A 23,571-nucleotide genomic window follows, 5' to 3' on the forward strand; every position below is an offset into this window, starting at 1 on the left:
GTGAGCAAAGCTGTTGCCATATCCCGAAATGATCGTCCCTCGGTAGATGTCACTATTGGTGATCACGCTGAACAACTGAGCTCTCAGCTCCAGGCTATGAGCGAAGCCCTGTTCCCTCCGACGTCGCACAAGAGTTTGCGCAAATTCACGTCGGGTGAAGCGGCGCGCCTAATGAAAATATCTGATTCGACCCTTCGAAAGATGACTCTGGCGGGTGAAGGTCCTCAACCCGAACTCGCCAGCAACGGAAGGCGCTTCTACACACTCGGTCAGATTAACGAAATCCGGCATATGCTGGCAGGCTCTGCCCGCGGACGCGAGAGTATCGAGTTTGTGCCCCATCGGCGCGGCTCGGAACACTTGCAGGTCATTGCGGTGACCAATTTTAAAGGCGGCTCCGGCAAGACAACAACGTCAGCCCACCTTGCTCAGTATCTTGCATTGCAGGGCTACAGGGTACTTGCTGTAGACCTCGATCCGCAGGCCAGCCTATCGGCACTCCTCGGCGTTCTCCCGGAGACGGATGTAGGTGCCAACGAGACACTGTACGCGGCAATCCGGTACGACGACTCTAGGCGGTCGCTCAAAGAGGTGATCCGCTCAACGTACTTCGATGGTCTGCATCTCGTCCCGGGAAACCTCGAGCTTATGGAGTTCGAGCACACAACCCCAAAGGCCCTGACTGACCGTGGTTCGAGAGATGGGCTTTTCTTCACGCGTGTCGCCCAAGCATTTGACGAAGTCGCTGACGACTATGACGTCGTTGTGATCGACTGCCCTCCCCAGCTCGGTTTCCTGACACTCAGTGGTCTGTGCGCCGCGACATCAATGGTCATTACGGTGCACCCGCAGATGCTCGATATCGCGTCGATGAGTCAGTTTCTGCTTATGACTCGCGATCTTCTCGGTGTCGTGAAGGAGGCCGGAGGGAATCTACAGTTTGATTTCATCCGCTATCTGCTGACCCGGTTCGAACCTCAGGATGCCCCGCAGACGAAGGTCGCGGCGCTGCTGAGGAACATGTTCGATGATCACGTCCTGACTAATCCGATGGTGAAGTCTGCGGCGGTTTCCGACGCCGGCCTTACGAAACAGACGCTCTATGAAATCGGGCGAGAGAATTTAACTCGTTCGACATACGACCGGGCGATGGAAGCTTTGGACGCGGTGAACGCCGAAATCGAAGGATTGATTAAGGCTGCCTGGGGACGCCTATGATTGGAGTATTACAGGATCCCTACGTACTGTTGGGAGCTCCCAACAGACTCCACCAGAGCCGATTTCTGTTTTCGTTGCAGGGATCGTATCCAACAATTTTGAACCAAAAGGTTGGGGGAAGCCGCCGCCCAAGCTGCTTTAGCCGCAGCTTGTTGGGAGCTCCCAACAGGCCGCCTTCCGCCGGATGCGGTGCTTCGAAACTAGCTTGCGGAGATCAACGCCATGAGCCGTAAGGACGCGATCGACTCATTGTTCCTCAAAAAGCCGGTGGTGAGCGAAAAGGCTGCAACGGACAAGTCAGCTGCCCGTGTGCGCACTGGCGCAATCTCCGCGATGGGCTCGTCACTGCAAGAGATGGCGGAGGGAGCGAAAACCGCAGCTCGACTTCAGGATCAGTTGGCTTCGGGCGAGGCGGTCGTTTCCTTGGATCCGTCGATGATTGAAGGATCGACGATTGCCGACCGATTGCCGACCGCTATTGACCCAAAATTCGATCAGCTCAAGGCAAGCATCGCTGAAAACGGACAGCAAGTCCCGATCCTCGTTCGACCTCATCCGGAAAAGACTGGCCGGTATCAAATTGCATACGGACGTCGGCGGCTACGGGCTGCCATAGATCTGGGTCGAGAGGTGTCGGCGATCGTCCGAAGCCTGACCGATCGTGACCTGGTGGTGGCTCAAGGACGAGAGAATCTTGATCGCGCCGACCTTTCATTCATTGAGAAGGCGCTCTTTGCGCTCCGGCTCGAGGATGCGGGTTTTGATCGCGCAACCATTACTGCTGCCCTATCGACCGACAAGTCTGACCTAAGCCGCTATATCGCCGTCGCGCGGAGCATTCCAGAAAAGCTTGCTATCCAGATTGGCCCGGCCGCGAAAGCGGGTAGATCGCGCTGGGCAGCGCTTGCTGAAAGCCTCGGGAAACCAAAGGTCATGGACGCTGTTGAGGCGATTCTGGGGTCTGAACGGTTCTTGGCCGCAGATAGCGACGCTCGTTTCGCTCTCATCTTCGATGTTGCATCGAAGCGGCCGGCCAAGCCTTCCAGGAAAGTAAAAAACTGGAGCACGCCGAAGGGGAAAAAGGCGGCGCGCATCCAGCTAGAGACCGGGAAGACAGCATTAATTTTCGACGAGAAACTGGTGCCATCTTTCGGAGAGTATGTCGCGGACCAGTTGGATCGTTTGTATGTCCAATTTCTTGAAACGAATGAAGGAGAGAAAGCCGACCGAGGGTGAGATTTGCATCAATTCCGAGCCGCGCTCGGTAGAGATGAAAAACTACGAACCGCAAAAGAAAAAGGCCACCGAAACATATTCCGGAAGCCCTTCTCTGTAGTGTCGCAACTAAGAGAATCGCATTTCCGAGAATCACCGTCAAGAGTCTTCTGAGGCTCAACGCCGTTTCGGCGAGCAGATTTATTTTGCCTAGCAAAAGGTAAAAGGAAATGCAGACGCATATCTCGACGACGCCCTTCGGGCGGCGGGCGATGACGCTCGGCCATATCGCAAGTCAAATGACTGCAAAGGCAGTCTCACCTGACGCTGCCGTCCACAAGTGGCAGGTCTTCCAGCATATCCGCGAAGCGCGGGAACTGATTGGTGCTACGGATCGGTCACTCACGATTCTCAACGCATTGCTGTCGTTTCACCCGGACACATCCTTGAGCGGCGACGCGGAGCTTGTAGTCTGGCCGTCCAACGAGCAGCTTGCTGCGCGCGCAAATGGGATGCCGCCGACGACCCTCAGACGGCATATCGCGGTGCTTGTCGATTGCGGCGTGATCATCCGCCGCGACAGCCCCAATGGCAAACGCTTCGCTCGCAAGGGAAGGGGAGGGGAGATCGAACAGGCCTACGGCTTCGACCTGTCGCCGATCGTGGCGCGGGCAGACGAGTTTCGAGACCTGGTTGAGGCACTGCAAGCTGAGAAGAAGGCGTTTCGCGTTGCGAAGGAGCGTCTCACGTTGCTCCGGCGCGACATCGTCAAGATGATTGAAACCGGCATTGAGGAGAACGTTCCGGGGAACTGGGGCAGGTTCACGCAGACCTATCAGCGGATCATCGCGAGGCTCCCACGTTCGGCTCCCCGGCAGCTTGTGGACGACATTGCGCAGGAACTTCACGAACTCTGCGTCGATATCCGTGACGTGTTGGAATCATTCGCGAAAACGCAGAATCTGGACGCCAATGAGTCCCATTCCGGTCGTCACATACAAAATTCAAAACCAGACTCTAATTTTGAATCTGAATACGGCTTTGGAAAAGATGATGAAGTGAGCGGCGGCGTTGCGGAAACCGTCAACGTGCGGAGCCTGCCGAAACGGGAGCTACCATTGGGGATCGTGCTGGATGCCTGCCCCGAAATTCGTGAACTGGCACAAGGAGGGGATATCCGGCATTGGCGAGACTTGCTGGCGGCCGCGGAACTGGCCCGGCCGATGCTGGGGATCAGCCCGAGCGCCTGGCGAGAAGCCTGTGAGGTCATGGGAGAGCAGCATGCCGGGATCACGCTGGCCGCGATCTACCAGAGGGCCGGTCAGATCAGCAACGCCGGCGGCTATTTGCGCAGCCTGACGGACCGCGCCAAGGACGGGAAATTCTCGACCTGGCCGATGATCATGGCCTTGCTCAGGGCAAAGCTCGATGCGCAGAAGTCCGGCGACGATCGCGGTCTGGCTGGGAGCCGATCGAATGATGCGGCCGAAGCCGGAGATCGGCTGCAGGTGTCGGATTCACTGTTGAAGAGCTTGAAGGGCCTGCAGACGCCGAAATCGCGATGAAGGCCGCGCTGCTATCCGGCGCTGGAGATCAGTCCCGATCGGCGGGCACGATCGATGAGGTTCTTCACGGACGAGGGCGACCATTTCGAGCCGCCGCGCGGAGTGCGCTCATGCAACCTTTCGAGTTGGGCCGCGATTTCGCGCAGCGCCAGGTCCGAGTTCGACGAGTGAATGCCGGCGACCAACGTCATCAAGCGATCTTCAGGCGGACGGGGAGGGGACTTGCGAAGCAACGCCGCATCGGCCATGGTCTCCGCGACCATCCACTTCACGGCGCGGCGAAGACGCTCTGGCGTCCAATCGAGGCCGCGTTGGTTCAAAACGCGGGCGATGTCGTCCCAGGTGTGATCCGGCCGCATGCGCCGAACGGTCGGAAGCCATTGATTGGCGGTAGCCTGGATGCGATCGCCGTAAGCCGCTTTCTGCGCCGCGGTCATTTTGGCCAGCGCCTCGGGCCGTTTTTCCCGGATACCCGGGTTGCCGGGCAGTCGGCCCTTCGCTTTTGCGGCCTTGATGCCTGCCTTCGTTCGCTCGGAGATCAGTGCGCGTTCGAGCTGCGCCACGGCGCCAAGCACCTGGAGAGAAAACATTCCCTGCGGCGTCGACGTGTCGATCGGATCGCGGAGCGACCGAAAATGCGCGTTCTTCGCAGTCAGATCCTCGATCACCTTGAGCAAATGACTAACGGAGCGCGCCAGACGATCGAGCCGCACGACCACAAGTGTGTCGCCGGCATTGATCTCTCGAAGCAACTTGGACAGGGCTGGACGGGCGCGCGATGCGCCGGATCCGTGTTCCTGAACGATGACGTCACAGCCGGCCGAGCGGAGCTCAATCTCCTGGGCCTCCGTCATCTGTTCGTCCGTCGAGACGCGCGCATAGCCGATTAGCCGGCCCTGTGGTCGACGGGAAGTGCGATTGCGTGTGTCAGCGGGCATCTGGAGCGCCTAAGAGAGTTGTTCTGGTGCGGATTTCCAATTGTAGAAGATAAGGATAACCGATCGGTTGCTGGCGTCTCCGAAGCAAACGCCACTATTGCCTTGAGGGGAGCCGTGGATTATATATCTCAAAGTATCTATATCATTCAGGATATGAAATGACGGAATGGAAGGTCGTGTTTCATGACCGCTTCAAAGGCGAGATCACAGACCTTCCGGCAGATGTTCGGGTCGAGTTGCTCGCGCACCTGGTGCTGCTTCGCGAGAAAGGCTTTCGACTGGGGCGACCTGAGGTCGATACCCTCGAAGGCTCCAGACACGTGAACATGAAGGAGCTGCGCGTCAAGGTGTTGAAGGTGCAATGGCGGTTCGCCTTTGCCTTCGATCCGGAACGGAAAGCCGTCGTCCTCTGCGGTGGTGCGAAGAGTGGCGTCAGCCAGAAGCTCTTCTACAAGCGGCTGATCGATCTGGCGGACAAACGGTACGACGAGCATTTGAGCGAGTTGGAGAAGAAACATGGATGATCTCGATAAGCTGATACAGACGCTGCCTGAGGATGAACAGCGCGCCGTAGCAAAGCGCGCCGACGAGCTTGTCACGGCGCACAATCTGCGGGAATTGCGGGCCCTTGCCGGACGGACGCAGGAAGACGTGTCTGCCGGGACCGGTTTCAAGCAGACCAACGTCTCGAGACTGGAGAAGCGCGCCGACATGAAGCTGTCGACGCTTCGTGATTATGTTGAATCGCTCGGCGGTACGTTGAAGATCGTCGCGGATGTCGCGGGCAAGAAAGTCGATCTTTCCAGCATCGCGGAGCGCTCTCGACACGGTTCCAAGGCTTAAGGAAGCCACCGGGAGGGGAGGGTTACAGCCCTGCCGCTTTCGTCAGGTTGACGCGGAAACGGTCGCGCCGACGCTGGTAGCGGCGGGTCATCTCGGCGGAGGCATGGCCGAGCTGCTTCTGCACATAGCGCTCATCGACCTCGGCCGACGAGGCAAGGCCGGCGCGCAGCGAGTGCCCTGCAAACTTTTCGGCACGCCCTCCTTCGCTCAGGTCCCCGCGCACACCCGCAGCCAGCGCCGTCTTCTTCACGAGGCGTGCCACCTCCTGATCGTTGAGCCGGTCCGGTCCGACATCCTTGCCCCCACTAGTCACGCGTCGGAAGAGGGGGCCTTTGGCGAGCTTGGCGAATCTGATCCAGGTTTCGACGGCGGCGACCGGGCAGGTGGCGTCGGAGGAGCCGCGACCTATCTCCACCTCGCGCCAGCCGGTCTTGCCGCGCAGCATCACCAGCAGGCCCTTTTCAAAAATCTCGATCCAGCCGCGGCCATCGTCCGTCTGGTCACGCCCCAAGTCGAGTCCGGTGATTTCCGAGCGGCGCAGGCCGCCGGCAAAACCGATCAGCAGCATCGCCCGGTCACGCAAGCCGCGCAGGGTTCCCCTGTCGAGCGTTTCCAGCATGGCGATCAGGTCTTCGGGCAGGATGGCTTCCTTCTGCCGGGGCGGGGCGGCGTGCCTGTTGCGGATGCCGGCCATCACGGTGGCGATCGCACGGTCTCTGCGATCCAGCGGCATGCCACGCTGTGAACAATTCCAGCCGATGGCGGCGAGGCGCCGCTCGATCGTCGAGACGGAATTCGCCTTCCTTCCGCGCTCGGCGGTCCCTGAAGCGCAGGCGGTGATGTAGAGCCCTACGACATGAGGATCCGGGGGGAGGGGGGATAGGTTGGAGCGCCGGCACCAGGCGGCAAAATGCTTCCAGTCGCTCGTATAGGCGCGGCGGGTGTTTTCGGAACTGGCCGCCTCGACGTAGCCGCGGGCGCGATCGGTCAGATCCTGCAGATGGGCCGACTGGCCAGCATTGGACTCGGAAACAGGGGAGGGGAGGTCGGCCGACAGCTCGGCTGCGGAAACAACGGCGGACACCGCTGTGCTGTGCGGCGGCGTAGAGCTGTCCGGAGAGGAAATTTCGCTGTTTTCGTCGGTGATTTGGGGCATTTCTCTATAAAGAACAAAACGAACGATAATGCAAACTTACCCGTCATTATGCAGGAAAGACAAGCCGTGCGGTTATGGCGCACAATGCTGGCATATTCCGCACATCTGGCCTAAGCTGTTGGTCATGGATTCGCCCGTCGCCTCGCCCGGTTCCGACCCGACGTTCACCGCTGCCATGCCCGGCTGGGCCTTGCCGCGCGGCCGTGAGCCTGATGAATTTGCCGCCGCCTTCGCCGCCGGCATCCCGTTGAAATCGCTGGACGATCTCGTCCGCTCCGCCCCCGTCTGGGCTGGCTGCTGGCGCTCCCGCCAGGCCCTCAAATGTGCCGCGGTCGCGGTCCGGCTGACGGGTCGCAGCGAGGACGAGGCCGCGTTGCGTGACGCCGTTCTGCTGACCGCCTCCGGTGACGATCCGGGTCCGGCCGGAAAGGTGTTTTTGGCCAGCAAAAGACTTTCCATCCGAAAACCCGCCTTCTCCTCGAAGGCCCTGGCCGAGCTTGCCGATCTCTTGGGTCTGGCGTGGGACGATCGGCTCGCCCACGCGGTCGATCATGCCGACGATGCGCTACAATCGGGCCGTCCCGCGCCGCTTGCCGCGGCGGACCTGGTCACATCCATTCATGCGGTGCGGCCGGACGCCGAGCCGCTCGCCTGGATGCTCGCCGATCTGCTGATCGCCGCGCTGCTGAAATGGGACTTTGCCGTGCCGCTGCTGACGGCGGAACGCTATGGGCCGGCCTTCAAGACGCTTGGGGGTCGGGGCCGCGTGCGCCCGGGCGAGCCTGCCTTTGCCCGCGCTGTCTGCCTTGCCCTTGTCGAGGCAACGGGTGCGGCCTTGCGCACCGCCGGCGACATCGCCCGCCGCGCCGAGACGCTGCGCGCTGCCGCGCCAAAGGTTCGCACAAAGGGCGCCGGCGCTGTCATCGCAAAATTGCTCGCCGAGGACGCCGTGGCGGCCTCGGCGCCCGGCAGCAAGCTCTCGCGCTGGGCAGCGACCCGGCTGTTCGACCGGCTGGAATGCTTTGGCGCTGTGCGCGAATTGTCCGGCCGCAGCGCGTTCCGGATCTATGGGCTGTGACGATGGCTGAACCGGACGAACGTAGCAGACGACGAACGCCTCGGACGAAGGACGCAAGCGAACGCTTGTTGGACCGGGAGCTGGCGGATCTGCCCCCGGACCTGCGCTGGCGCGAATGGATGCTGCGGGTCGAGGCGGTGATCTTTGCCGCGGCCGAACCGGTCCGCCGCGAGACGCTGGTCCGTGTCGTCGGCAAGGACTGCAGCATCGACCTTCTGATCGATGACCTGCGCGCGGAATTGCGGGACCGGCCCTATGAGATCGTCTTTGTCGCTGGCGGCTGGCAACACCGAACGCGTTCGCGTTTCGCCGTTCCGATTAGGGCTTCGCAGGCCTCAACGCGGAGCGCGGCGCCGGCGCTATCGGACTTCGAAGCCATGGTGCTGATGGCGATCGCGTATTTCCAGCCGATCACCCGCGGCGACCTTTCGAAGATATTCGGCAAGGAGGTCAGCCGTGACACGATCGCCAGCCTGCGAGGCGCCAACCTTCTCGCCTCCGGCCCACGCAGCCCGACGCCGGGCGCCCCATACACCTATGTCACGACGAAACAGTTCCTCACCGCGTTTGGTATGGAGACGCTACGCGATCTGCCCGACATCGAGGCATTGGAGGATGCGGGGTTGCTGAGTCGGAGCCGCGAGGCCGATGCAGGACAGTCGATACTCGGTGGTCACTCTGACGTCGAAGAGGTAGGCGCGAGCGATTTCTAAATCCATCCAAAGGCACAGCGCCTTGTGGGCGTTACCGATCCAGAATACAAAGGGTTAGTAACTGAAAAGAGATTGAATATGAGCGGCGCGCAGCCCGAAAGCGTTAATGACTTGTTTGTGTCCCTGCCGGCTCCGGTGGTTGAGCCAGAGGAAACCGAGTCTGATGTAGTCAAACCGTGGGATCCGAAGCAAATAAGGATCACTACAAAGAATTTTACAATTCGGGAGATTTTCAGTCAGATCCAGGGTGGCGAGCTCGACTTGGCGCCAGACTTCCAGCGGAGCTTCGTATGGAAGGATCGTCAACAGATTAGATTGATTGAGTCGATCCTGCTCGGAATTCCACTTCCCGCATTCTATTTCAATCAGGACAGTCAAGGCGCCCATCAGGTGATCGACGGTGTTCAACGGCTGACGACCGTAAAACTCTTTATGCTAAATGCGCTATCGCTCCAAGATAGTCACCTTGAATATTTGAAGGATCTCAGGGACTTAACTTACGATACGCTCGAAGCGCCAATCCGGCGGAGATTTGCCAGCACGCAGATAGTTGCGCACGTGATCGAGCCCCAAACCCCAGATGAAGTGAAATACGACATCTTCAACCGGGTGAATACGGGAGGCAGCCCGCTGACGCCCCAAGAGATTCGCCATTGCATGAGCAAGACTACCTCTCGCGCCTTCTTGCAGTCGCTTGTCGAGCGCGAGAGCTTTGATCGCGCAACAAGCTTTGCTTTCTGGTCGAAGGCCCCGGATGGACTGGCCGTGCGAGACAACCAGAGGATGGCTGATCGCGAAATGGCGTTGCGATTCTGCGCATTTCGGTCGGTTTCGATCGACGACTACGCCAAGGCAAACAGCTTGGATGGTTTTTTGCTCGACTTCACGCGCCAAATGGATGCGGCGAAGGCCGATCTGCTGTCGTCACTTAATCTGGCAGCTCTTGAAGCAGCCTTCGAGCAATCGATGCAGAATTGTGCGGCGATCTTGGGTGAGGCCGCATTTCGTCGTTGGCCCCCGCAGGCTGCCAGACGCGGCCCCATCAACCGAGCCATTTTCGAGGCACAGGCGCTAGCGCTGGCGGATTACGACCTCCAGGCGTTGCTTCCTTATAGAGACGAGATCGTGGCAGGCTTCCGACGTCTATTTGACAATGCTGCATATGACAGTTCGGTGCGCGCAGGAACAGGCGACGTTCGCAAGGTAGAGCGCCGCCTAGCGATGACCCGAGATTGTGTTCGAGCGATCGTGACATGATTAAATCCATCTCGATTGAGGGTTTCAAGCGCTTCACATCAGAACGTTTGGAATTTCGAAACCTAACGATCCTTGCTGGGCGTAATGGCTCGGGGAAGACGTCCACAATCCACGCTCTGCTTCTCGCGGTTGCGGCGAGCCAACGCGGCGATGGTATTGCTGAACTCAACGGTCCGTTTGGACTGGAGCTCGGGTGGTTCGAAAGTCTGCTGAACGGAAACACCAAAGAAAACTCTTTCTCAGTGACGATCGAAGGAACGGAAGGCGATGCGGCTTGCTGGTCGTTCGAAGAAGGAAATACCGAACTTCACGCGTCCGTGACCCTGCCTTTCGTCGGTGGTGAGGCGTTTTCGCACGGACCGGCACTTGGATTTCAGTATCTAGGCGCTGAGCGTCTAGGCCCTCGGATTGTTCAACACTCCGCCGCTCTTCCTCGCGAAAAGCTTCAGGTCGGTTGGGCAGGGCAGTTCACGGCGCAAGTCATTGAAAAACTCGGCAGTTCTAGAATCGATGAAGGCCGCCTTTTTCCCTCCAGTGACGAAAACCCGCCATTGCTGAAGGCGCAGACTGAGCAGTGGCTATCGTCAATCGTGAGGCCGGTGCAAATCGATACGTCGACATTCGCCGGTACGGGAATCACAAGTATTGCGTTCCGAGTGCCCGGAGGAGAATTCGTAAGGCCTACCAACATGGGTTTTGGCGTAACTTACGCGCTGCCAATCGTTGTGGCGGCTCTGAGTGCGACGACCGGTGGAATCTTGATTGTCGAAAATCCCGAGGCCCATCTACATCCGGCCGGCCAGTCCGACATTGGAATTTTCCTGGCGCGGATGGCACGGGCGGGCGTTCAGGTCATATTGGAAACCCACTCCGACCATGTCCTGAATGGGATCCGGCGTGCAATCGCGGAGTTAAAAATCCTCTCACCAGACGCGGGAATCATTCAGTTTTTTGATGACGCCGACCGCCCCCCGGAGGCGTTGGAATTCACGGAATCAGGAAGTTTCTCGCATTGGCCCTCGGGTTTTTTTGATCAGTATCAGCTTGATATAGCGCGCCTAAACAGAGTTCGCAGGCCACGATGACAATACGTTTCGTTTTGGATGAAACGTCTATACGTCTGGATGGCCTGTCCGCCGCGGCCGGCATCGAAGTGTTGGAGTTGTTTCTCGACCGAATTGACGATGCGATCCTTGCTGAACGCGCCGTCTTTTATTCGAGCGACTTTTTTGAGACAGCCCTTCTTGGGGAACGATGCTTTTGGGATCTATGTGACCCGGACTCTCCCATCGAGCTTCCCAAGGAAGTGCAGGAGCGAGCTGCGGCCGCTTTCGGCACATTGGCGTGTTGGGACGAAACTGAAGAATGGCCAGTCAATTTCGGGGTCGAAGTTGACGGCCAGCCTGTGCGGCACATTCCTTCAGTGGCCTGGGCGCACTTGAACAATGCCAATCCGCAAGCTGAGATCGTCGCGTGCATCTCGTCGGCGACGGCGGGATACACCGGCATCCACAATGTGATGGCCAATGGTGCGGAGCGTCAAGTTTGGTTCCTGGAAACCGCACGCGACACGGAGCTGTTCTATCGATGGATATGCTCGGAACACTCTCGATCTCCGGCAGATATCGCTCTATACGCAGAGCATTCATTCAAGCAGCTGAAGTTTGTGGAGCACTGTTTGCATGGCATCACGGCGATGACAGGTCAGTTCCGCGACCTAGCGCCTGTGATCGCGCGACATCTGGGTTTGCTGTCCGACGAGGGGCAGCGCATTTTCAGCGGCCCATGGCAGCAGGTGCCGGCCGAGTTTGGCTCTCTCGGAATCGAGATTTCCGACGAAAACGGTAATACAAAACAGAACGGAAATGCTCGGCGAGAACGTCGCATCATCGTCGATGGCGCAGAGCGTTGGTTCTGGTGGCATACCAAGCTTCAGCCGCATCAAAACCGCATCCATATTTGTCCCGACGATGCGCCTGCTGGCGGCGCAATTATCGTTGGAATTTTTTGCCGTCACCTGACGACTTGAGAGGTCAGATCCGATTCCGGTGGCCGAGGCGTTCGATACCTACTGCGCTGTTGTCTAGCGAAGCCTGCAGCGGTTCTTGCCCCAGCATCCGGAGAGAAGGCGACCTGACGTGTCTCAGCGATCCCTCTTGGATAGCTCTCCCCACCACCCAATGAACTCTGCGGGGTCAAAAGCATAGCGCTTCTGCTGCGGTAGCTTTTCCACGGCGTTTTGTCTCACGTTGAGCAGCGCCCATCCGTCGTATTCAGGTAAAATGGCTGCTTTCATCCCGTCCAGCAGCTGTTGCTCCGATGAAACGAGGAGGAGATGGTCCAGTTCGTGTAGTGGGCAGAACACGGGAGGGCGCTGGTCCTCGTCGGTGATTGCCGGCTCTTTCTCGGCAACCATCCGTCGCGCTTCCGCAATGACCTCGTTGCGCAGCTCGCTCGACATCAGTGTCCAGGCGTCCAGCGTCAGAACCACGGCAGGGGCATCGTCCGCAACCACAAAATCCAGCAGGTTCCGCCTGACGTGCGAAAAGAACCTCCACATTTGGAAAATTGCTTTCGCAATCTGCGCATACCCGTCCTGGGCGTCTTCAATCGGGTTATCAGCATACTGGGCTTCAAAAGTCAGCTTGCTGGCTTTGCATTCCATGACGGCCACCACCTGACCGTCCAACTGCAGAATGACGTCAGGCGTTTCGACAGGATTGCCCTTGAACTTGTATTTAACCGGCGGAGAGACCTCGAACGCGGGACAATGTGCTTCTATCGACTTGCGGCAGTATTCCTCGAACCGAGCGGCCGCGTCATTTCTGATTTTCGTGCCACCCTTGATGATATCGTAATAGAGGCCAACCGTAGCTCGATGGAGCAGCAGTGTGGGAAGAGGGGCGATGAACACGGGTTGAACCTCCGTGCTAACCTGCACCATCGGACGCATTCTCAGATAGCTCGGTCGATAAACTATCGGGAGGCGCTTTCCTGCGGACTTTTCGTACCGGCTTAGGAGGGCAAGAGATTCTCGCCGTGCATCCGAAATCTCCGCGGCCAAAAGACGCTCGGCCGGACGTGCCTTGGCTCTTACGGCATTAAAGAAGCCGAGATCGTCAACGGCCGTAGTCCACGGCTTCTGGAAGAAGACGGACATATATAGAAAGGCCACGGTGTAGAAATCAACAATCGAGAGGCCGTTCGTCTCCTCGAAATATTGCCCGCTCAGCCCTTGGCCATAGATGAAAAGGCTACGGTATGTCTCCGGTACATTGGCCCACCCTCGCTGCCAAGCGAAGGTTCGGTGAGCGATACGGTGCATTTCCTTCAGGACATTCTCGACCGTCACCCTGTCGTCCGAGTCGTGCTCGTCTGCTGCTCGCAGCAGATTTATCAGGTTCGCGACCGTATTGAACTCCCGCACATTCATTGGTTGCCTTAACCACGGTGGTGAAACCGACTTGGGCATGTTCAACATGATCGTGATCAGCGTTTCAATGTCCCACGGGAACACGGCGAAAGGCGAATCCATACTCGAAGTGTTTGCTTGGGGTAGGAAGTTGAGGTGCTTTTCGGCGGACGCCGATCTGTCGTTTTGCAGCGCGTGGACGGCCCACAACATTGTCAGTGAGTCAGCGTCGTCGGTCTCGCTCAGCATCCTGAGCAGGCGTGATAGCGCCGTTGTTGGGTCTATAAGTTCGCCCTGACCTGTTCCCCTCGCCATACCTTGCCCTGTTGAATTCGTAATCCTATCAGTTGGCACAAAAGGGCGTCCATTTCTGCTGTCCTTGGAGTGCAAGCCGTAATGAACTTTTGCTCCACATGTTAAGATGGGAATTTCAGATAACCGCCTATCTAACACGACGCTGGCGTTCCGCGACTTTTGTGGTATCTGGCCGGGCGCGACCTAACGTTTGTTGGCTTTGATCCACCCGGACCAGTCTATAAGACCGTGGTCCGCGACGATTTCCATGGCGTCAGGAGGCACGCGGTCGCAGAACAGGATAACGTTCATGCAATTCCATCGTGCGCTTGGAACGACGAGGCCGTCGAACTCAAGAAAGTGCGCGGCTTCGGCAATGTCCTGCGATCGTGGGTATTCGTCACCTGCTCGGTCATAGGACAGTTGCCCGTAACGGGAGGTATCGAGGCCAAGACGTTGCAATGCGTCGAGGTCCACGAGCTGGAGCGCACGATCGACCGTTACATCCAGCTCATGCACCCCATACTCCACCCTCGACGGAAATACGGGTTGCCCGCGGCCGAGATGGAAATACATCTCCGCTATGGCTCCATCGCGCTGCTGCGAGGTATAGAGAACGTCGAAAGTCCCGTCGTCCCACCGACCGCCGGCACGTGCGCAATCGACCGGTGATCTTCCCTTACGAACCACCCGCCACACGGTACCCTCGAACCGCACAGGGGTGAGTGCTTCGATTGCATCGATGAGTGCATTGTCCCGGCTTCTACGCGTGTGAACCATGCTTTAAAGGAAAACCTCGTTGTCGAGTCGGTCGATGACCTTCAGCACTTCGATAGCACGGTCTTGATGGATAAGGTCAATCGCCCGCTCGCCATTCAGTTGCGGATGGCGGGCATAAAGCCAGGTCCGGATCTCATCCGACGAGTAATAGTCCGTCAGACGGGTCACGACATAGTGCAAATCAGAAAGGATCAGCTCGTTGCGTGGCTGAGGTTTGATATCGCCCGCGCGCCAACGTGAGACGGTGGCCTTCGACACGTCCATAATATTGGCGATGTCGGTGCCTTTCAGGCCGCCGGCTTCGCCAATCTCGTTAAGAAATCTTGGTACTGCTCCCTGCATGACAATTATCGCATCTGCTGAATGTTATCGGAATGACCTGAAATTCGTGGTCCGGACGTCATTTTTGCACGCGGAGCACCTTTTCCGCGGCTTTCGTGCATCAATGTCAGAGTGTCGCCTAGTTTCACAACGCGGCCATGGTGATCCGTCAGTCGCTTCGCCAAGCTCGCAGCTCCCTTTTCGTCGATACCGAACCGCGCTGCGTCCTTGATGATCGGCCGCAGGTCCTTGATGGTCCTGGCTATGCGTTCGGTCTCACGCAGAGGCTTCTCCAGGAAGAACTGCTCCCTATTATGATCCGGCACGGGAGTAAACACTTCCACCGCGGCAAATGCCTGGCGGGCTGCGTGCTGGCGCGTGTCAGATAGCATATTCGCCACACCATGGGCGCAGCAGATGTCTTGGCAACCGAGCGCGCGTTTACCCCCGCGTGCGTTAGACAGGTATTCCAGTTCGTTGCGCTTGAGAGATTTTGCCAGCCCGGGAATGGGGATATAGGTCGTCTTTCCGAAGCCGATATCCTCATCGCGCGGCTCAGGTTCCTTGTGCCAGGATCGCGCGTCAAATTGATTGCGTTCCATGATACCGTGCGCAAGTCCGGAAGCGGCGCCGAATGCAAGCACGGCCTGACCGAGCAAACCGTCAAGATGGTCGATGATGATCGGGGATCCAAGGTTGTGGATACCTTGCAGCGACAAGAGGAATTGCCGTGTGGTCTGCGGCCGAGCCTCATGGCCGAGACCGGAAAGGCGCAGCCAAAGGTTATCGAAGGGCAGATCATTAAGCGCGCTCATGACCTCACTGCGCTGCGACGCGTCATTGATCGCGACATGCGAATGTATGACGGGGTAATCGATCGCAATATGCTTGCCTCCCTCCCAATCAAGCGCTGCGCGCAAAGCAAGGCAGGAAGCACGATCGATCGATAGCCAATCCGCATGGTCCGGGTCGGCGAGGAAATGTGTAGGGGCAAGCACCGTATCGATATTGTGTGCCACGGCGAAGCGGGCAATTTGCCCTATGACATCGGTCGAGGCGTGTGCTGCAAAATGTCGGGGACCCAACAACTCACCTGCAACGGCCCAGGGCGCATTTCGAACCGCACCTGCAAAGCGCGCCTTCGCGCTCAGTTCGGCGACCTGCGTATCAAGCACGATCTCCACGCCATCGCGACGAAGGTCTGCGATGAAGTCTCTTTGGAAAAGAAAGCGTGATGCCTCGATCACGACCCGTCTAATGGGCAGCCTTCCGGCAGCATAGAGCTCGCCAAATTTCTTATGGGCCTCGCCGATGCGAATAAAATGCGCGATCGAGCTTGCTGGATTGCGGAAGGCAATAATGTTGTTTCCGGCCATGGTCGCGTTCCAAATCGGTTTCACAAAATAAAAGTATGAAACTGGAATGATAAAGTCAATGGCATCGGGTGAGTACGTCTAGGGAATTTATGGTGCAGGCGGTTCGGGTTGTCGAAAGCAGACAGGCCGCAAACGGGCGTTGCGGATGGTATCTAGCCTACACCGGGACCTTCCCATTGCTCGGGCGAGTGAGGGCTGTGTGTCGAGCGCCCAATTGCGCAGAGGGATTGGGTGTTAGTGCCGAACCGCGCGGGAAAGAGCGTTCCAAGCCCGCTGCATGGCATCGAGATAGTGTTTTCAGTTCCGTTCCAGACGAATGCATCCTAGATTGCTCGCAATACGAGCGAGGTCTACGGGGAGGCGGATTTTGGGGGACATCAAGTTGGGTGAGCCGTTCGGTATGGACCTCGCGGGGGTATCGAAGGCCGATTGGGAACTCGCAATGCAGCGCATTATTCACGATTTGCGCTCCGACTTCATCTACGCGCCCCATATAGGGACGATCTACAGAAAAGCTGGTCACGAACTCGTCGAGATTGTGAAAAGAGAACTCCGGGACGGACAGCACAAGCCGGGCCTTCCGCTCACCATGGAGGTCCCAAAATCCCACCGCATGCGAGTCGCGGTGACGCCTCCCAGGCCGGGGCCAGCCTATTCTCGGCCGGGTAGCATCCTGATGCCGAAGGATCGGCTCTTCTACCAGCTCTTGGCCGACAAGGCGGCGCCTGTAGTCGACGCGCGTACTGATCAGACTAGATCTTATAGTCATCGTCTCGAGGGGCGCAGTTCGCCCAACATGTTCAAGCCGACTCGGGCTTGCTGGGGCGAACTTCAGAAGGCACTCGCGAGTCTTACGGCAGACAAAAAGAACAGGTACGTCCTGAAGATCGACGTCGCCAATTTTTTCGGATCGCTCAACCAGCACACCCTGATCAACGTGTTGGCGGATGCTGGATACCCTACCAAGTACCTAACCCGGTTGGAGGCGATCCTGACTGCACACACGGGGGAGAGAAGTTCGCGGGGCATAATCCAAGGAATCTACCCCTCTGACCTGCTCGGCAATTTCTATATGGAGCCAATCGACCGTTTTCTTTCGGATCTCGACATCCCGTCCGCGCGGTACGTCGACGACATGTACATTTTTCTTCCGAGCGTTGATGCGGCCGACCGGTTGATGAGGCAGCTCATTCCGGAACTCCGCGCATACGACCTTGTCCTCAACGAGGCCAAGTCCGTCATCATGCCCAAAGCTGCTCTGAACACAGAGGAGCCGGACCTCGAGGCGTTATTTGAGGAGGCGGTTCAGGAGATATCGGATCAGATTGACGAAGAGGATTTCGACGTCGACTACGGTTTTCAGTCGGAATGGGAGGATGAGGATGCCGAGGGCGATAGTGAGTCCGATGGGCCGGACGAGGATCTTGAGCTTGAGGCGACAATGGTACTTTTCGATGCTATTACCGACCATCCAGGGCACGAGGAAACAATAGAGCGCTTTTGCCTCCCATTGTTTGCGAAAGCCGAGTCGGACTACGCGGTGGCGCACGTCTTGGAAGCCTTTGCGAAGCGTCCGTCAATGACCCAGATTTATGTGTCCTATCTTTCAAAGTTCCTTCCCGATCGAGAGGTCTACGACTTCCTGTGCGAACGACTTGCGGATAGGTCCTTGGCCGATTGGCAGATCATGTGGATACTCGCCGCTCTGATTACACACGCGCCACTGGACGACGCTCCGATCAAGACAGCGCTCTCGCTCCTCCGAGATGGTTCTGTCCACGAGGCGACACGAGCGACGGCGGCCATCTATGTTGGTAGGTATGGCGATGCCGCACGCCGAAGGACCTTGGTTGGAATTTATGGGAATCTGTCACCCTATGTGCAGGCGGCGATCTATTTCTCATCAAGGTTCTGGCCGATAGTCGAGCGCCGAAACGCGAAGGCGCAATGGGGAGCGTTGAGTCCCTTGAATGAATTGCTAACGAAGGCGATGGCGAAGTAGGTTATCTGGCATTGCGGAGAGCAAGTAGCTGGTCCGATTGAGAAACTCGATAAAGCATACCGCTCAGCAACGGTGCCGCAGGTTCAGATCCCTTCAAGAGCAGAAGCCGACCGGAATACATGGACGACTTTTCGTTTCGATGACACGAGGCGTCGATAGCCATATTCCGAGCGATGGAGAAGAATAGGACCCAACGGCGACGGCGCCTCCGTCCTTGAGCATGTGGCGGACGACGCCAGTGCGACTCGGCCGGCGGGGCGCGCCTTCCTAATAGGACGGCGCGCCCCTTTGCCGAGCTCTATTTGGCAGGCTGCGATGCCTTGCCGAGCTTTACGGACGGCTCTCGGCCCCATACGCGCAACTTGCCCAGTTCCGACACGAAACCGGAAAGCCCATCCTCACCGGGAAGGGCAAGTACCCCCTCATCAAGGGCATCGGTGATCCCGGCCTTGTCCAGCAACGGCATGGCCGACTGGTCGTAACCGATAAACTTGCAGTACTGGAAGGCGTCCGCCACGAAGTCGCGCGCGGCCGCCTCCGCCACCAGGTCGTTGATCGCCTCGGCAGAGGTCAGCAATGCGACAGCGTCGAAAAGGACCGACGGCCCGCCATCAATCATGTGGTGGGCTTTGACCAACGATCCGTCCGACGCCGTGACGCCTCCGACCTTCGGGGCGATCAGTTCGCACATGCCCTTTTCCTTGTTGACCGCCGTGATCAGCCCGTTCAGCAGCTTGGCATCGACGCCGTCGGTAACGAGGATGCCGAGCTTACGACCCTCGAAGCGCTTCGGCCCGTTCTCGACGATGCTGAGCGCGGGCGAGACTTCGAGATCCTGGCGGGTCGGAATAGCCGCATCGGCCGACTTCGGCATGGACTGGAGGCCTAGCTTCTGGGCAACGGTCGTCGCGAGCGTTTCATCGATGTTCAAGAGATGGGACACCATGCGTTCGCGGATGGCCGGCGTTTCGACCTTGCTGAGTTCGAAGGTAAGGGCGGCTGCGATATGACGCTGCTCCGGCGGCGTCTGGCTGATGAAGAACTGCCGGGCCTGGCTGTAGTGGTCGGCGAAGCTTTCCGGGCGCAGCCGGGCCTTGATGCCCTGTTCTTCAGCAGCGAAGGGGCGATGGCCACGCATCGGCGATTCACGCGGACCCTCGTTAAACGAGTTTGGCTGGTAGTTCACCCGGCCAGACGGATTGCGCATCGCCATGTGCCCATCCTGCTGGAAGTGCGCGAAAGGACACTTCGGCGCATTGATCGGCAGATGCGTGAAATTCGGGCCACCGAGGCGTTTAAGCTGTGTATCGAGATAGGAGAAGTTGCGACCCTGCAACAAAGGGTCGTTGCTGAAGTCGATGCCGGGCGGCACGTTCTGCGTCATGAAGGCGACCTGTTCGGTCTCGGCGAAGAAATTGTCCGGCATGCGGTCGAGAACGAGGCGGCCAATGGGTTTCGGCGGAAGGATTTCTTCCGGAATAAGCTTGGTCGGATCGAGCACGTCGAAATCGAAGCTGTCGGCGAAATCCTGATCGAAGAGCTGGACCTGCAATTCCCATTCCGGGAAATTGCCGGACTGGATGGCCTGCCAGAGGTCACGGCGGTGAAAGTCAGGGTCGGCGCTGTTGATCTTCACGGCCTCGTTCCAGGCGACGGACTGGAGGCCGAGCTTCGGCTTCCAGTGGAACTTGACGAAGGTCGACTCGTCCTTGGCGTTGACGAAGCGGAACGTATGCACACCGAACCCTTCCATGAAGCGGAAAGAGCGTGGGATGGCGCGGTCGGACATGACCCACATGATCATGTGCATGCTCTCGGGCGTCAGGCTGATGAAATCCCAGAAAGTGTCATGGGCTGACTGCGCCTGCGGAAAGCCTCGGTCGGGTTCGGGTTTTACAGCATGGATGATGTCGGGGAACTTGATGGCATCCTGGATGAAAAAGACCGGAATGTTGTTGCCGACCAGATCCCAATTGCCTTCGTTCGTGTAGATCTTCACGGCAAAACCGCGCACGTCGCGCGCTAGGTCGACAGACCCCTTGCTGCCCGCGACCGTCGAGAAACGGACGAAGGCGGGCGTGCGTTCGCCAGGGCGCTGAAAGAGGTCAGCCTTGGTGTAAGCGGCAAGCGACTCATAGGTTTCGAAGAAGCCGTGCGCGCCATAACCTCGGGCATGTACCACCCGTTCGGGAATGCGCTCGTGGTCGAAATGGAAGATCTTTTCGCGGAAATGGAAGTCGTCGACGACGAGCGGCCCGCGTGGGCCGATGCGCAACGAGTTCTGATCGTCGGCAACCGGCCCGCCCTGGGCTGTCGTCAACACGGGCGTGTCGCCTTCGGCTGTCTGATGCAGTTCACCGCCAGCCCCACGCTTTAGCTTCACATCGTGGATCGTGGCGGTGTTGGTTGCGGGATGCGACGATGCAGCGGTTGTCTTCCTGGCCATGGTGGGCTCCTGATGAACTGGTTTCGACGGGCGCCGATAGCCCGAAAGCAGAAAGGCCGCCCTTTAAGGACGGCCTGATCAGTGCGGCTGGCGATCTAGCTGGCTTTCTTCATCGAGCCTTTGGCGTTCGCCGAGGATTCGCCGAGTGCCGTCAGATTCTGGTCCGCGGCGATCTCCTCCTGTAGATTGGCGTCGAGAAGCGGGATCGCGTCCTTCATACCGAGCTGTTTCGCCCAGGCCTTCAATGTGCCGTAGCGGGCAATCTCATAGTGTTCGACCGCCTGAGCCGATGAGATGAGGCCGGCATCGAGGGCGGCGGTGCCCTTGTAGTCCTCCATGATCTCCTCGCCTTCGGCGATGATGCCCTGGATGGCTTCGCAGGTCTTGCCGCGGGCTGGCTTGCCGAGGAGCTCGAACACCTGTTCGAGGCGCTCGATCTGCCCCTGGGTTTCGTCGCGGTGCTGCAGGAAGCCGGCTTTGCCTTCTTCCGACTGGGCCGCACGCGCCATCTTCGGCAGGGCCTTCAGGATCTGTTTTTCGGCGAAGTAGATATCCTTGAGCGTATCAAGGAAGAGGTCGTTCAAAGTCTTTTCCGTAGCCATTGGAGAATCCGATCAAATTTTCGAGATGAATGGACTCAAACAACCGTGGAACCGAGACGACGTTCCGCTGCTCGGAAAATAAATCGGTACGAACCGAACCCACCCTCACTTCATCAAGCCCGCGGAACGCAGCGCTTTCTCGATGATGGACTGAATACTGTTGTCAGCACCGGCAGGTGAGGGCGGCTGCTTGACCGTTCCTTCTGGGGAGGAGGACGCATGCGGCTGACCGCGGCGCTCGAAGGAGGCGGCAAGGCCCCAGCCTCTCGCTATCTGCACAGTCGAGGAAACACCGACGTCGAGCATGAACGGCGCTGCCCTGCCATATCCGCTGGACGCTTCGATCGGCGTGCCATGACCCATACCTGAAATGGTGTAGAGTTCTATTGCCTCCAGGCCGCGATCGTCGTGCCATACAGATCGCAAATTTCTACCCATCGTCTCGATTTGGGTGGGCTGTTCCGGAACCGCATGCACGCCCCGCCATTGCGCGACGAGCGCGGCTGCGTTGTCAGGGACCACAGTGTTGTCGCTCGTACCCTGCCAGACGGAAATCGTTGGCCAAGCGCCGTCATGGCATGAGGCGGTGCGCAGGCTTTCCTGCAGGCTATTGGTGCCGGGAAGACCCTGCCCGCGCATGCGGTCGAACGCTTCGGGAACAGTCAAGGCGGCGGCGTAGGGCAAGCCGGCGATGATAGCGCCACCGGCAAAGACTTCTGGATAACAGGCCAACATGGCATTTGCCATGGCGCCGCCGGCCGATAGACCGGTGATATAGATTCGGCGCTCATCGACGCCATGTTCGGCGACCACGCTGGCGATCATCTGCCGGATAGACATCACTTCGCCCCGGTCCCGCTGGGTGTCTACGGCATTGAACCAGTTGAAACACAGGTTCGCGTTGTTCTGCCTGTTCTGTTCGGGGAAAAGGACAATGAAGCCGTAGTCCTCGGCGAGCGCGGACCAGCCTGAACCGACATCGTAGCTGGCGGCGGTTTGCGTGCAGCCGTGCAGCACGACCACCAGAGCCGGTGCCGCCGGCAATTGCTTCGGCACATGCTGCCACGCCGCCAAGGCGCCCGGGTTTGCGCCGAAATGATCGAGCTTCTTGAGAATGGAGCCGGGCGGTGTCGTAGGCTTGACTGAGCGCAGTCGCGCGAGCCGTTCGAGTGTATCAGATAGCGATCTCATGAGGAGCTCCAGGTAGCGCGCCGGATTGGCGCATACACTGTAATCCCTCCGCAGCATTAAAGTTGCTGCGCTGCACAATAATTCTTCCGGCGAATGAACGGAAAGAAGCCGCCCCGAGAGGGCGGCTTCCAGATTGCTTATCGTGTAACAATCAAGGCCGCTTCTTCATCGTCACGCTGGCGTCCGCCGAGAGCTGCTGCAGCCGATGCGATAAAGGCGCCGACGAGAAGGGACAGGGCGCCAAGCATCGCCGCCGTCGCGGCGGATTTTCGGGCCTCGTCGGCGGCTTTGAGGGCGGCGTTCTTCGCATCCTCGATCTGAGTCAGCACCTGATCCACCCGGGCGCGCGCCTCTTCGGGTGGGATACCGGCGCGTGACGCAACGATTGATGAGATATAAGCCCGGTCGGCCTCCGGCACGCCGTCATTTACGGCACCTTGCATCAGGATGCGGGAAATTTCGGCCGTGGCCGATGCATTGTCCGCTTGAGCGCGGCTCGCGAGATCCTGCGGGCGCAACAGCATATCCGTGAAGTAGCCGGTCGCAGCATCGGGTGCGGCCGCATCGCTGTTTGCCGCGGCCGCGGTGCCCGCAACCGTGGCGGTGGCTGCCGCCGTCGATACAGCCTGGGCGCCGGCGCCGGCGAGCGAGGTGAATGCAGAGCCTGCCATGCCAACGACAACCACCGTTGCCAGTGCCCAGCTTAGAAAGCCATGCGCGGTGTCGCGAAAGAACACCTCATCCGTATGGACGTTGGCCCACTTGGTGCGCAGGCGGCCGGTCAGATAGCCGCCGAGCGCGGAGGCCAACCACTGGACGACCACGAACCAGATCGCTGCCGTGACGCCGACGGTGGTGAAGGAAGCACTGTCGCCCGACCATGGCGAGACCATCGTCAGGCCGACGCCGGAGCCAAGCAGGAGTAGAATGATCGTGGCGGCCGCCGCGGCCACCGCGCCGCCGATGACCGGCCCCCATGCGAGGGCCGGTGTGCTGGATTCCACACCGACGTCGGAAACACCCGAGCCGTAAAGGGACATGTCCGCCTCCTATCGCAGGAAAAGGACGAGCAGGATAACGATCGGCAGGGGAATACCCAGAAGCCAGAGAAGAATGCCGCGACCCATTTTGAAGACCTCCAGTAATGCGCGAGCGAGTACCCGC

General features: G+C 58.8%; 21 protein-coding genes. 11 read left to right on the top strand and 10 right to left on the bottom strand.

Features of this window, described 5'->3' with window-relative positions; translation table 11 throughout:
• From repA to repC, 3 genes are all read left to right on the top strand, one after another.
• The coding region (gene repA / locus GR158_RS18565; protein ID WP_202402354.1) for a plasmid partitioning protein RepA at positions 1–1,218 on the top strand (1,218 nt) is incomplete at its 5' end.
• 222 nt (positions 1,219–1,440) lie between these two features.
• Positions 1,441–2,454: a plasmid partitioning protein RepB gene (repB, locus tag GR158_RS18570; RefSeq protein WP_160872130.1), complete on the top strand. Its 1,014-nt coding sequence runs from the start codon at positions 1,441–1,443 to the stop codon at positions 2,452–2,454.
• A gap of 209 nt (positions 2,455–2,663) precedes the next feature.
• Positions 2,664–3,998, top strand: a complete 1,335-nt coding sequence (gene repC / locus GR158_RS18575; protein ID WP_160872131.1) for a plasmid replication protein RepC — start codon at positions 2,664–2,666, stop codon at positions 3,996–3,998.
• Between the two features lie 11 nt (positions 3,999–4,009).
• Here the strand turns inward: repC and GR158_RS18580 are convergent, their stop codons facing one another.
• Positions 4,010–4,936 carry a recombinase family protein gene (locus GR158_RS18580; protein WP_160872132.1) on the bottom strand — a complete coding sequence of 309 codons (927 nt, stop codon included), beginning with the start codon at positions 4,934–4,936 and terminating at the stop codon, positions 4,010–4,012.
• 158 nt (positions 4,937–5,094) lie between these two features.
• Between GR158_RS18580 and GR158_RS18585 the strand changes: the two genes are divergently transcribed.
• A complete protein-coding gene (locus GR158_RS18585; protein WP_085421391.1) occupies positions 5,095–5,460 on the top strand; it encodes a type II toxin-antitoxin system RelE/ParE family toxin in 366 nt (121 codons plus the stop codon).
• Positions 5,453–5,779, top strand: a complete 327-nt coding sequence (locus tag GR158_RS18590) for a helix-turn-helix transcriptional regulator (protein WP_085421390.1) — start codon at positions 5,453–5,455, stop codon at positions 5,777–5,779. Before GR158_RS18585 ends, GR158_RS18590 begins: the two co-directional genes overlap by 8 nt.
• A 22-nt stretch (positions 5,780–5,801) precedes the next feature.
• Here GR158_RS18590 and GR158_RS18595 read toward each other — a convergent pair whose 3' ends face one another.
• Positions 5,802–6,935: a tyrosine-type recombinase/integrase gene (locus GR158_RS18595; protein ID WP_160872133.1), complete on the bottom strand. Its 1,134-nt coding sequence runs from the start codon at positions 6,933–6,935 to the stop codon at positions 5,802–5,804.
• A 124-nt stretch (positions 6,936–7,059) separates the two neighbouring features.
• Here GR158_RS18595 and GR158_RS18600 point away from each other — a divergent pair, with 124 nt between their 5' ends.
• The 5 genes from GR158_RS18600 (at position 7,060) to GR158_RS18620 (ending at position 12,012) form a co-directional block, all read left to right on the top strand.
• Positions 7,060–8,013 carry a DUF1403 family protein gene (locus GR158_RS18600; RefSeq protein ID WP_160872134.1) on the top strand — a complete coding sequence of 318 codons (954 nt, stop codon included), beginning with the start codon at positions 7,060–7,062 and terminating at the stop codon, positions 8,011–8,013.
• 2 nt (positions 8,014–8,015) lie between these two features.
• A complete protein-coding gene (locus GR158_RS18605; RefSeq protein ID WP_160872135.1) occupies positions 8,016–8,726 on the top strand; it encodes an SMC-Scp complex subunit ScpB in 711 nt (236 codons plus the stop codon).
• Positions 8,727–8,804: 78 nt separating this feature from the next.
• Positions 8,805–9,983 (top strand): DUF262 domain-containing protein, encoded by a 1,179-nt coding sequence (locus tag GR158_RS18610; RefSeq protein WP_160872136.1) that lies wholly within the window; start codon positions 8,805–8,807, stop codon positions 9,981–9,983.
• Positions 9,980–11,068, top strand: a complete 1,089-nt coding sequence (locus GR158_RS18615) for an AAA family ATPase (RefSeq protein ID WP_160872137.1) — start codon at positions 9,980–9,982, stop codon at positions 11,066–11,068. Before GR158_RS18610 ends, GR158_RS18615 begins: the two co-directional genes overlap by 4 nt.
• Complete coding sequence (locus GR158_RS18620; RefSeq protein ID WP_160872138.1) at positions 11,065–12,012, top strand: hypothetical protein; 948 nt, start codon at positions 11,065–11,067, stop codon at positions 12,010–12,012. Before GR158_RS18615 ends, GR158_RS18620 begins: the two co-directional genes overlap by 4 nt.
• Positions 12,013–12,126: 114 nt before the next feature.
• Here GR158_RS18620 and GR158_RS18625 read toward each other — a convergent pair whose 3' ends face one another.
• The 4 genes from GR158_RS18625 to GR158_RS18640 form a co-directional block, all read right to left on the bottom strand.
• Positions 12,127–13,710 (bottom strand): hypothetical protein, encoded by a 1,584-nt coding sequence (locus tag GR158_RS18625; RefSeq protein ID WP_160872139.1) that lies wholly within the window; start codon positions 13,708–13,710, stop codon positions 12,127–12,129.
• Positions 13,711–13,893: 183 nt separating this feature from the next.
• Complete coding sequence (locus GR158_RS18630; protein WP_160872140.1) at positions 13,894–14,469, bottom strand: RES family NAD+ phosphorylase; 576 nt, start codon at positions 14,467–14,469, stop codon at positions 13,894–13,896.
• A gap of 3 nt (positions 14,470–14,472) precedes the next feature.
• Positions 14,473–14,811 carry an antitoxin Xre/MbcA/ParS toxin-binding domain-containing protein gene (locus GR158_RS18635; RefSeq protein ID WP_060585355.1) on the bottom strand — a complete coding sequence of 113 codons (339 nt, stop codon included), beginning with the start codon at positions 14,809–14,811 and terminating at the stop codon, positions 14,473–14,475.
• A 5-nt stretch (positions 14,812–14,816) separates the two neighbouring features.
• Positions 14,817–16,166, bottom strand: coding sequence for a hypothetical protein (locus GR158_RS18640; protein WP_160872141.1), 1,350 nt, complete (start codon positions 16,164–16,166; stop codon positions 14,817–14,819).
• A gap of 367 nt (positions 16,167–16,533) precedes the next feature.
• On the opposite strand from GR158_RS18640, the gene GR158_RS18645 reads away from it, so the two are divergent.
• Positions 16,534–18,168 carry an RNA-directed DNA polymerase gene (locus GR158_RS18645; RefSeq protein ID WP_160872142.1) on the top strand — a complete coding sequence of 545 codons (1,635 nt, stop codon included), beginning with the start codon at positions 16,534–16,536 and terminating at the stop codon, positions 18,166–18,168.
• 298 nt (positions 18,169–18,466) lie between these two features.
• Here GR158_RS18645 and catE read toward each other — a convergent pair whose 3' ends face one another.
• The 4 genes from catE to GR158_RS18665 form a co-directional block, all read right to left on the bottom strand.
• Positions 18,467–20,614 (bottom strand): catalase C, encoded by a 2,148-nt coding sequence (catE, locus tag GR158_RS18650; RefSeq protein ID WP_160872143.1) that lies wholly within the window; start codon positions 20,612–20,614, stop codon positions 18,467–18,469.
• Between the two features lie 95 nt (positions 20,615–20,709).
• Positions 20,710–21,216 (bottom strand): ferritin-like domain-containing protein, encoded by a 507-nt coding sequence (locus GR158_RS18655; protein WP_160872144.1) that lies wholly within the window; start codon positions 21,214–21,216, stop codon positions 20,710–20,712.
• Between the two features lie 105 nt (positions 21,217–21,321).
• Positions 21,322–22,407: a PHB depolymerase family esterase gene (locus GR158_RS18660; protein WP_160872145.1), complete on the bottom strand. Its 1,086-nt coding sequence runs from the start codon at positions 22,405–22,407 to the stop codon at positions 21,322–21,324.
• 137 nt (positions 22,408–22,544) lie between these two features.
• Positions 22,545–23,447, bottom strand: coding sequence for a hypothetical protein (locus GR158_RS18665; protein ID WP_160872146.1), 903 nt, complete (start codon positions 23,445–23,447; stop codon positions 22,545–22,547).
• Positions 23,448–23,571: the final 124 nt, after the last annotated feature.

The sequence above is a fragment of the Shinella sp. AETb1-6 genome (assembly GCF_009826875.1).
GTDB classification, from domain to species: Bacteria; Pseudomonadota; Alphaproteobacteria; order Rhizobiales; family Rhizobiaceae; genus Shinella; species Shinella sumterensis.

What these genes read in the sequence shown, in the direction of transcription:
- GR158_RS18580 (WP_160872132.1), bottom strand. Translation starts at nt 4,936, where the DNA reads ATGCCCGCTGACACACGCAATCGCACTTCCCGTCGACCACAGGGCCGG.
- GR158_RS18660 (WP_160872145.1), bottom strand. Translation starts at nt 22,407, where the DNA reads ATGAGATCGCTATCTGATACACTCGAACGGCTCGCGCGACTGCGCTCA.
- GR158_RS18665 (WP_160872146.1), bottom strand. Translation starts at nt 23,447, where the DNA reads ATGTCCCTTTACGGCTCGGGTGTTTCCGACGTCGGTGTGGAATCCAGC.
- GR158_RS18625 (WP_160872139.1), bottom strand. Translation starts at nt 13,710, where the DNA reads ATGGCGAGGGGAACAGGTCAGGGCGAACTTATAGACCCAACAACGGCG.
- GR158_RS18610 (WP_160872136.1), top strand. Translation starts at nt 8,805, where the DNA reads ATGAGCGGCGCGCAGCCCGAAAGCGTTAATGACTTGTTTGTGTCCCTG.
- GR158_RS18630 (WP_160872140.1), bottom strand. Translation starts at nt 14,469, where the DNA reads ATGGTTCACACGCGTAGAAGCCGGGACAATGCACTCATCGATGCAATC.
- repC (WP_160872131.1), top strand. Translation starts at nt 2,664, where the DNA reads ATGCAGACGCATATCTCGACGACGCCCTTCGGGCGGCGGGCGATGACG.
- GR158_RS18640 (WP_160872141.1), bottom strand. Translation starts at nt 16,166, where the DNA reads ATGGCCGGAAACAACATTATTGCCTTCCGCAATCCAGCAAGCTCGATC.
- catE (WP_160872143.1), bottom strand. Translation starts at nt 20,614, where the DNA reads ATGGCCAGGAAGACAACCGCTGCATCGTCGCATCCCGCAACCAACACC.
- GR158_RS18655 (WP_160872144.1), bottom strand. Translation starts at nt 21,216, where the DNA reads ATGGCTACGGAAAAGACTTTGAACGACCTCTTCCTTGATACGCTCAAG.
- GR158_RS18595 (WP_160872133.1), bottom strand. Translation starts at nt 6,935, where the DNA reads ATGCCCCAAATCACCGACGAAAACAGCGAAATTTCCTCTCCGGACAGC.
- repB (WP_160872130.1), top strand. Translation starts at nt 1,441, where the DNA reads ATGAGCCGTAAGGACGCGATCGACTCATTGTTCCTCAAAAAGCCGGTG.
- GR158_RS18620 (WP_160872138.1), top strand. Translation starts at nt 11,065, where the DNA reads ATGACAATACGTTTCGTTTTGGATGAAACGTCTATACGTCTGGATGGC.
- GR158_RS18585 (WP_085421391.1), top strand. Translation starts at nt 5,095, where the DNA reads ATGACGGAATGGAAGGTCGTGTTTCATGACCGCTTCAAAGGCGAGATC.
- GR158_RS18590 (WP_085421390.1), top strand. Translation starts at nt 5,453, where the DNA reads ATGGATGATCTCGATAAGCTGATACAGACGCTGCCTGAGGATGAACAG.
- GR158_RS18635 (WP_060585355.1), bottom strand. Translation starts at nt 14,811, where the DNA reads ATGCAGGGAGCAGTACCAAGATTTCTTAACGAGATTGGCGAAGCCGGC.
- GR158_RS18615 (WP_160872137.1), top strand. Translation starts at nt 9,980, where the DNA reads ATGATTAAATCCATCTCGATTGAGGGTTTCAAGCGCTTCACATCAGAA.
- GR158_RS18600 (WP_160872134.1), top strand. Translation starts at nt 7,060, where the DNA reads ATGGATTCGCCCGTCGCCTCGCCCGGTTCCGACCCGACGTTCACCGCT.
- GR158_RS18605 (WP_160872135.1), top strand. Translation starts at nt 8,016, where the DNA reads ATGGCTGAACCGGACGAACGTAGCAGACGACGAACGCCTCGGACGAAG.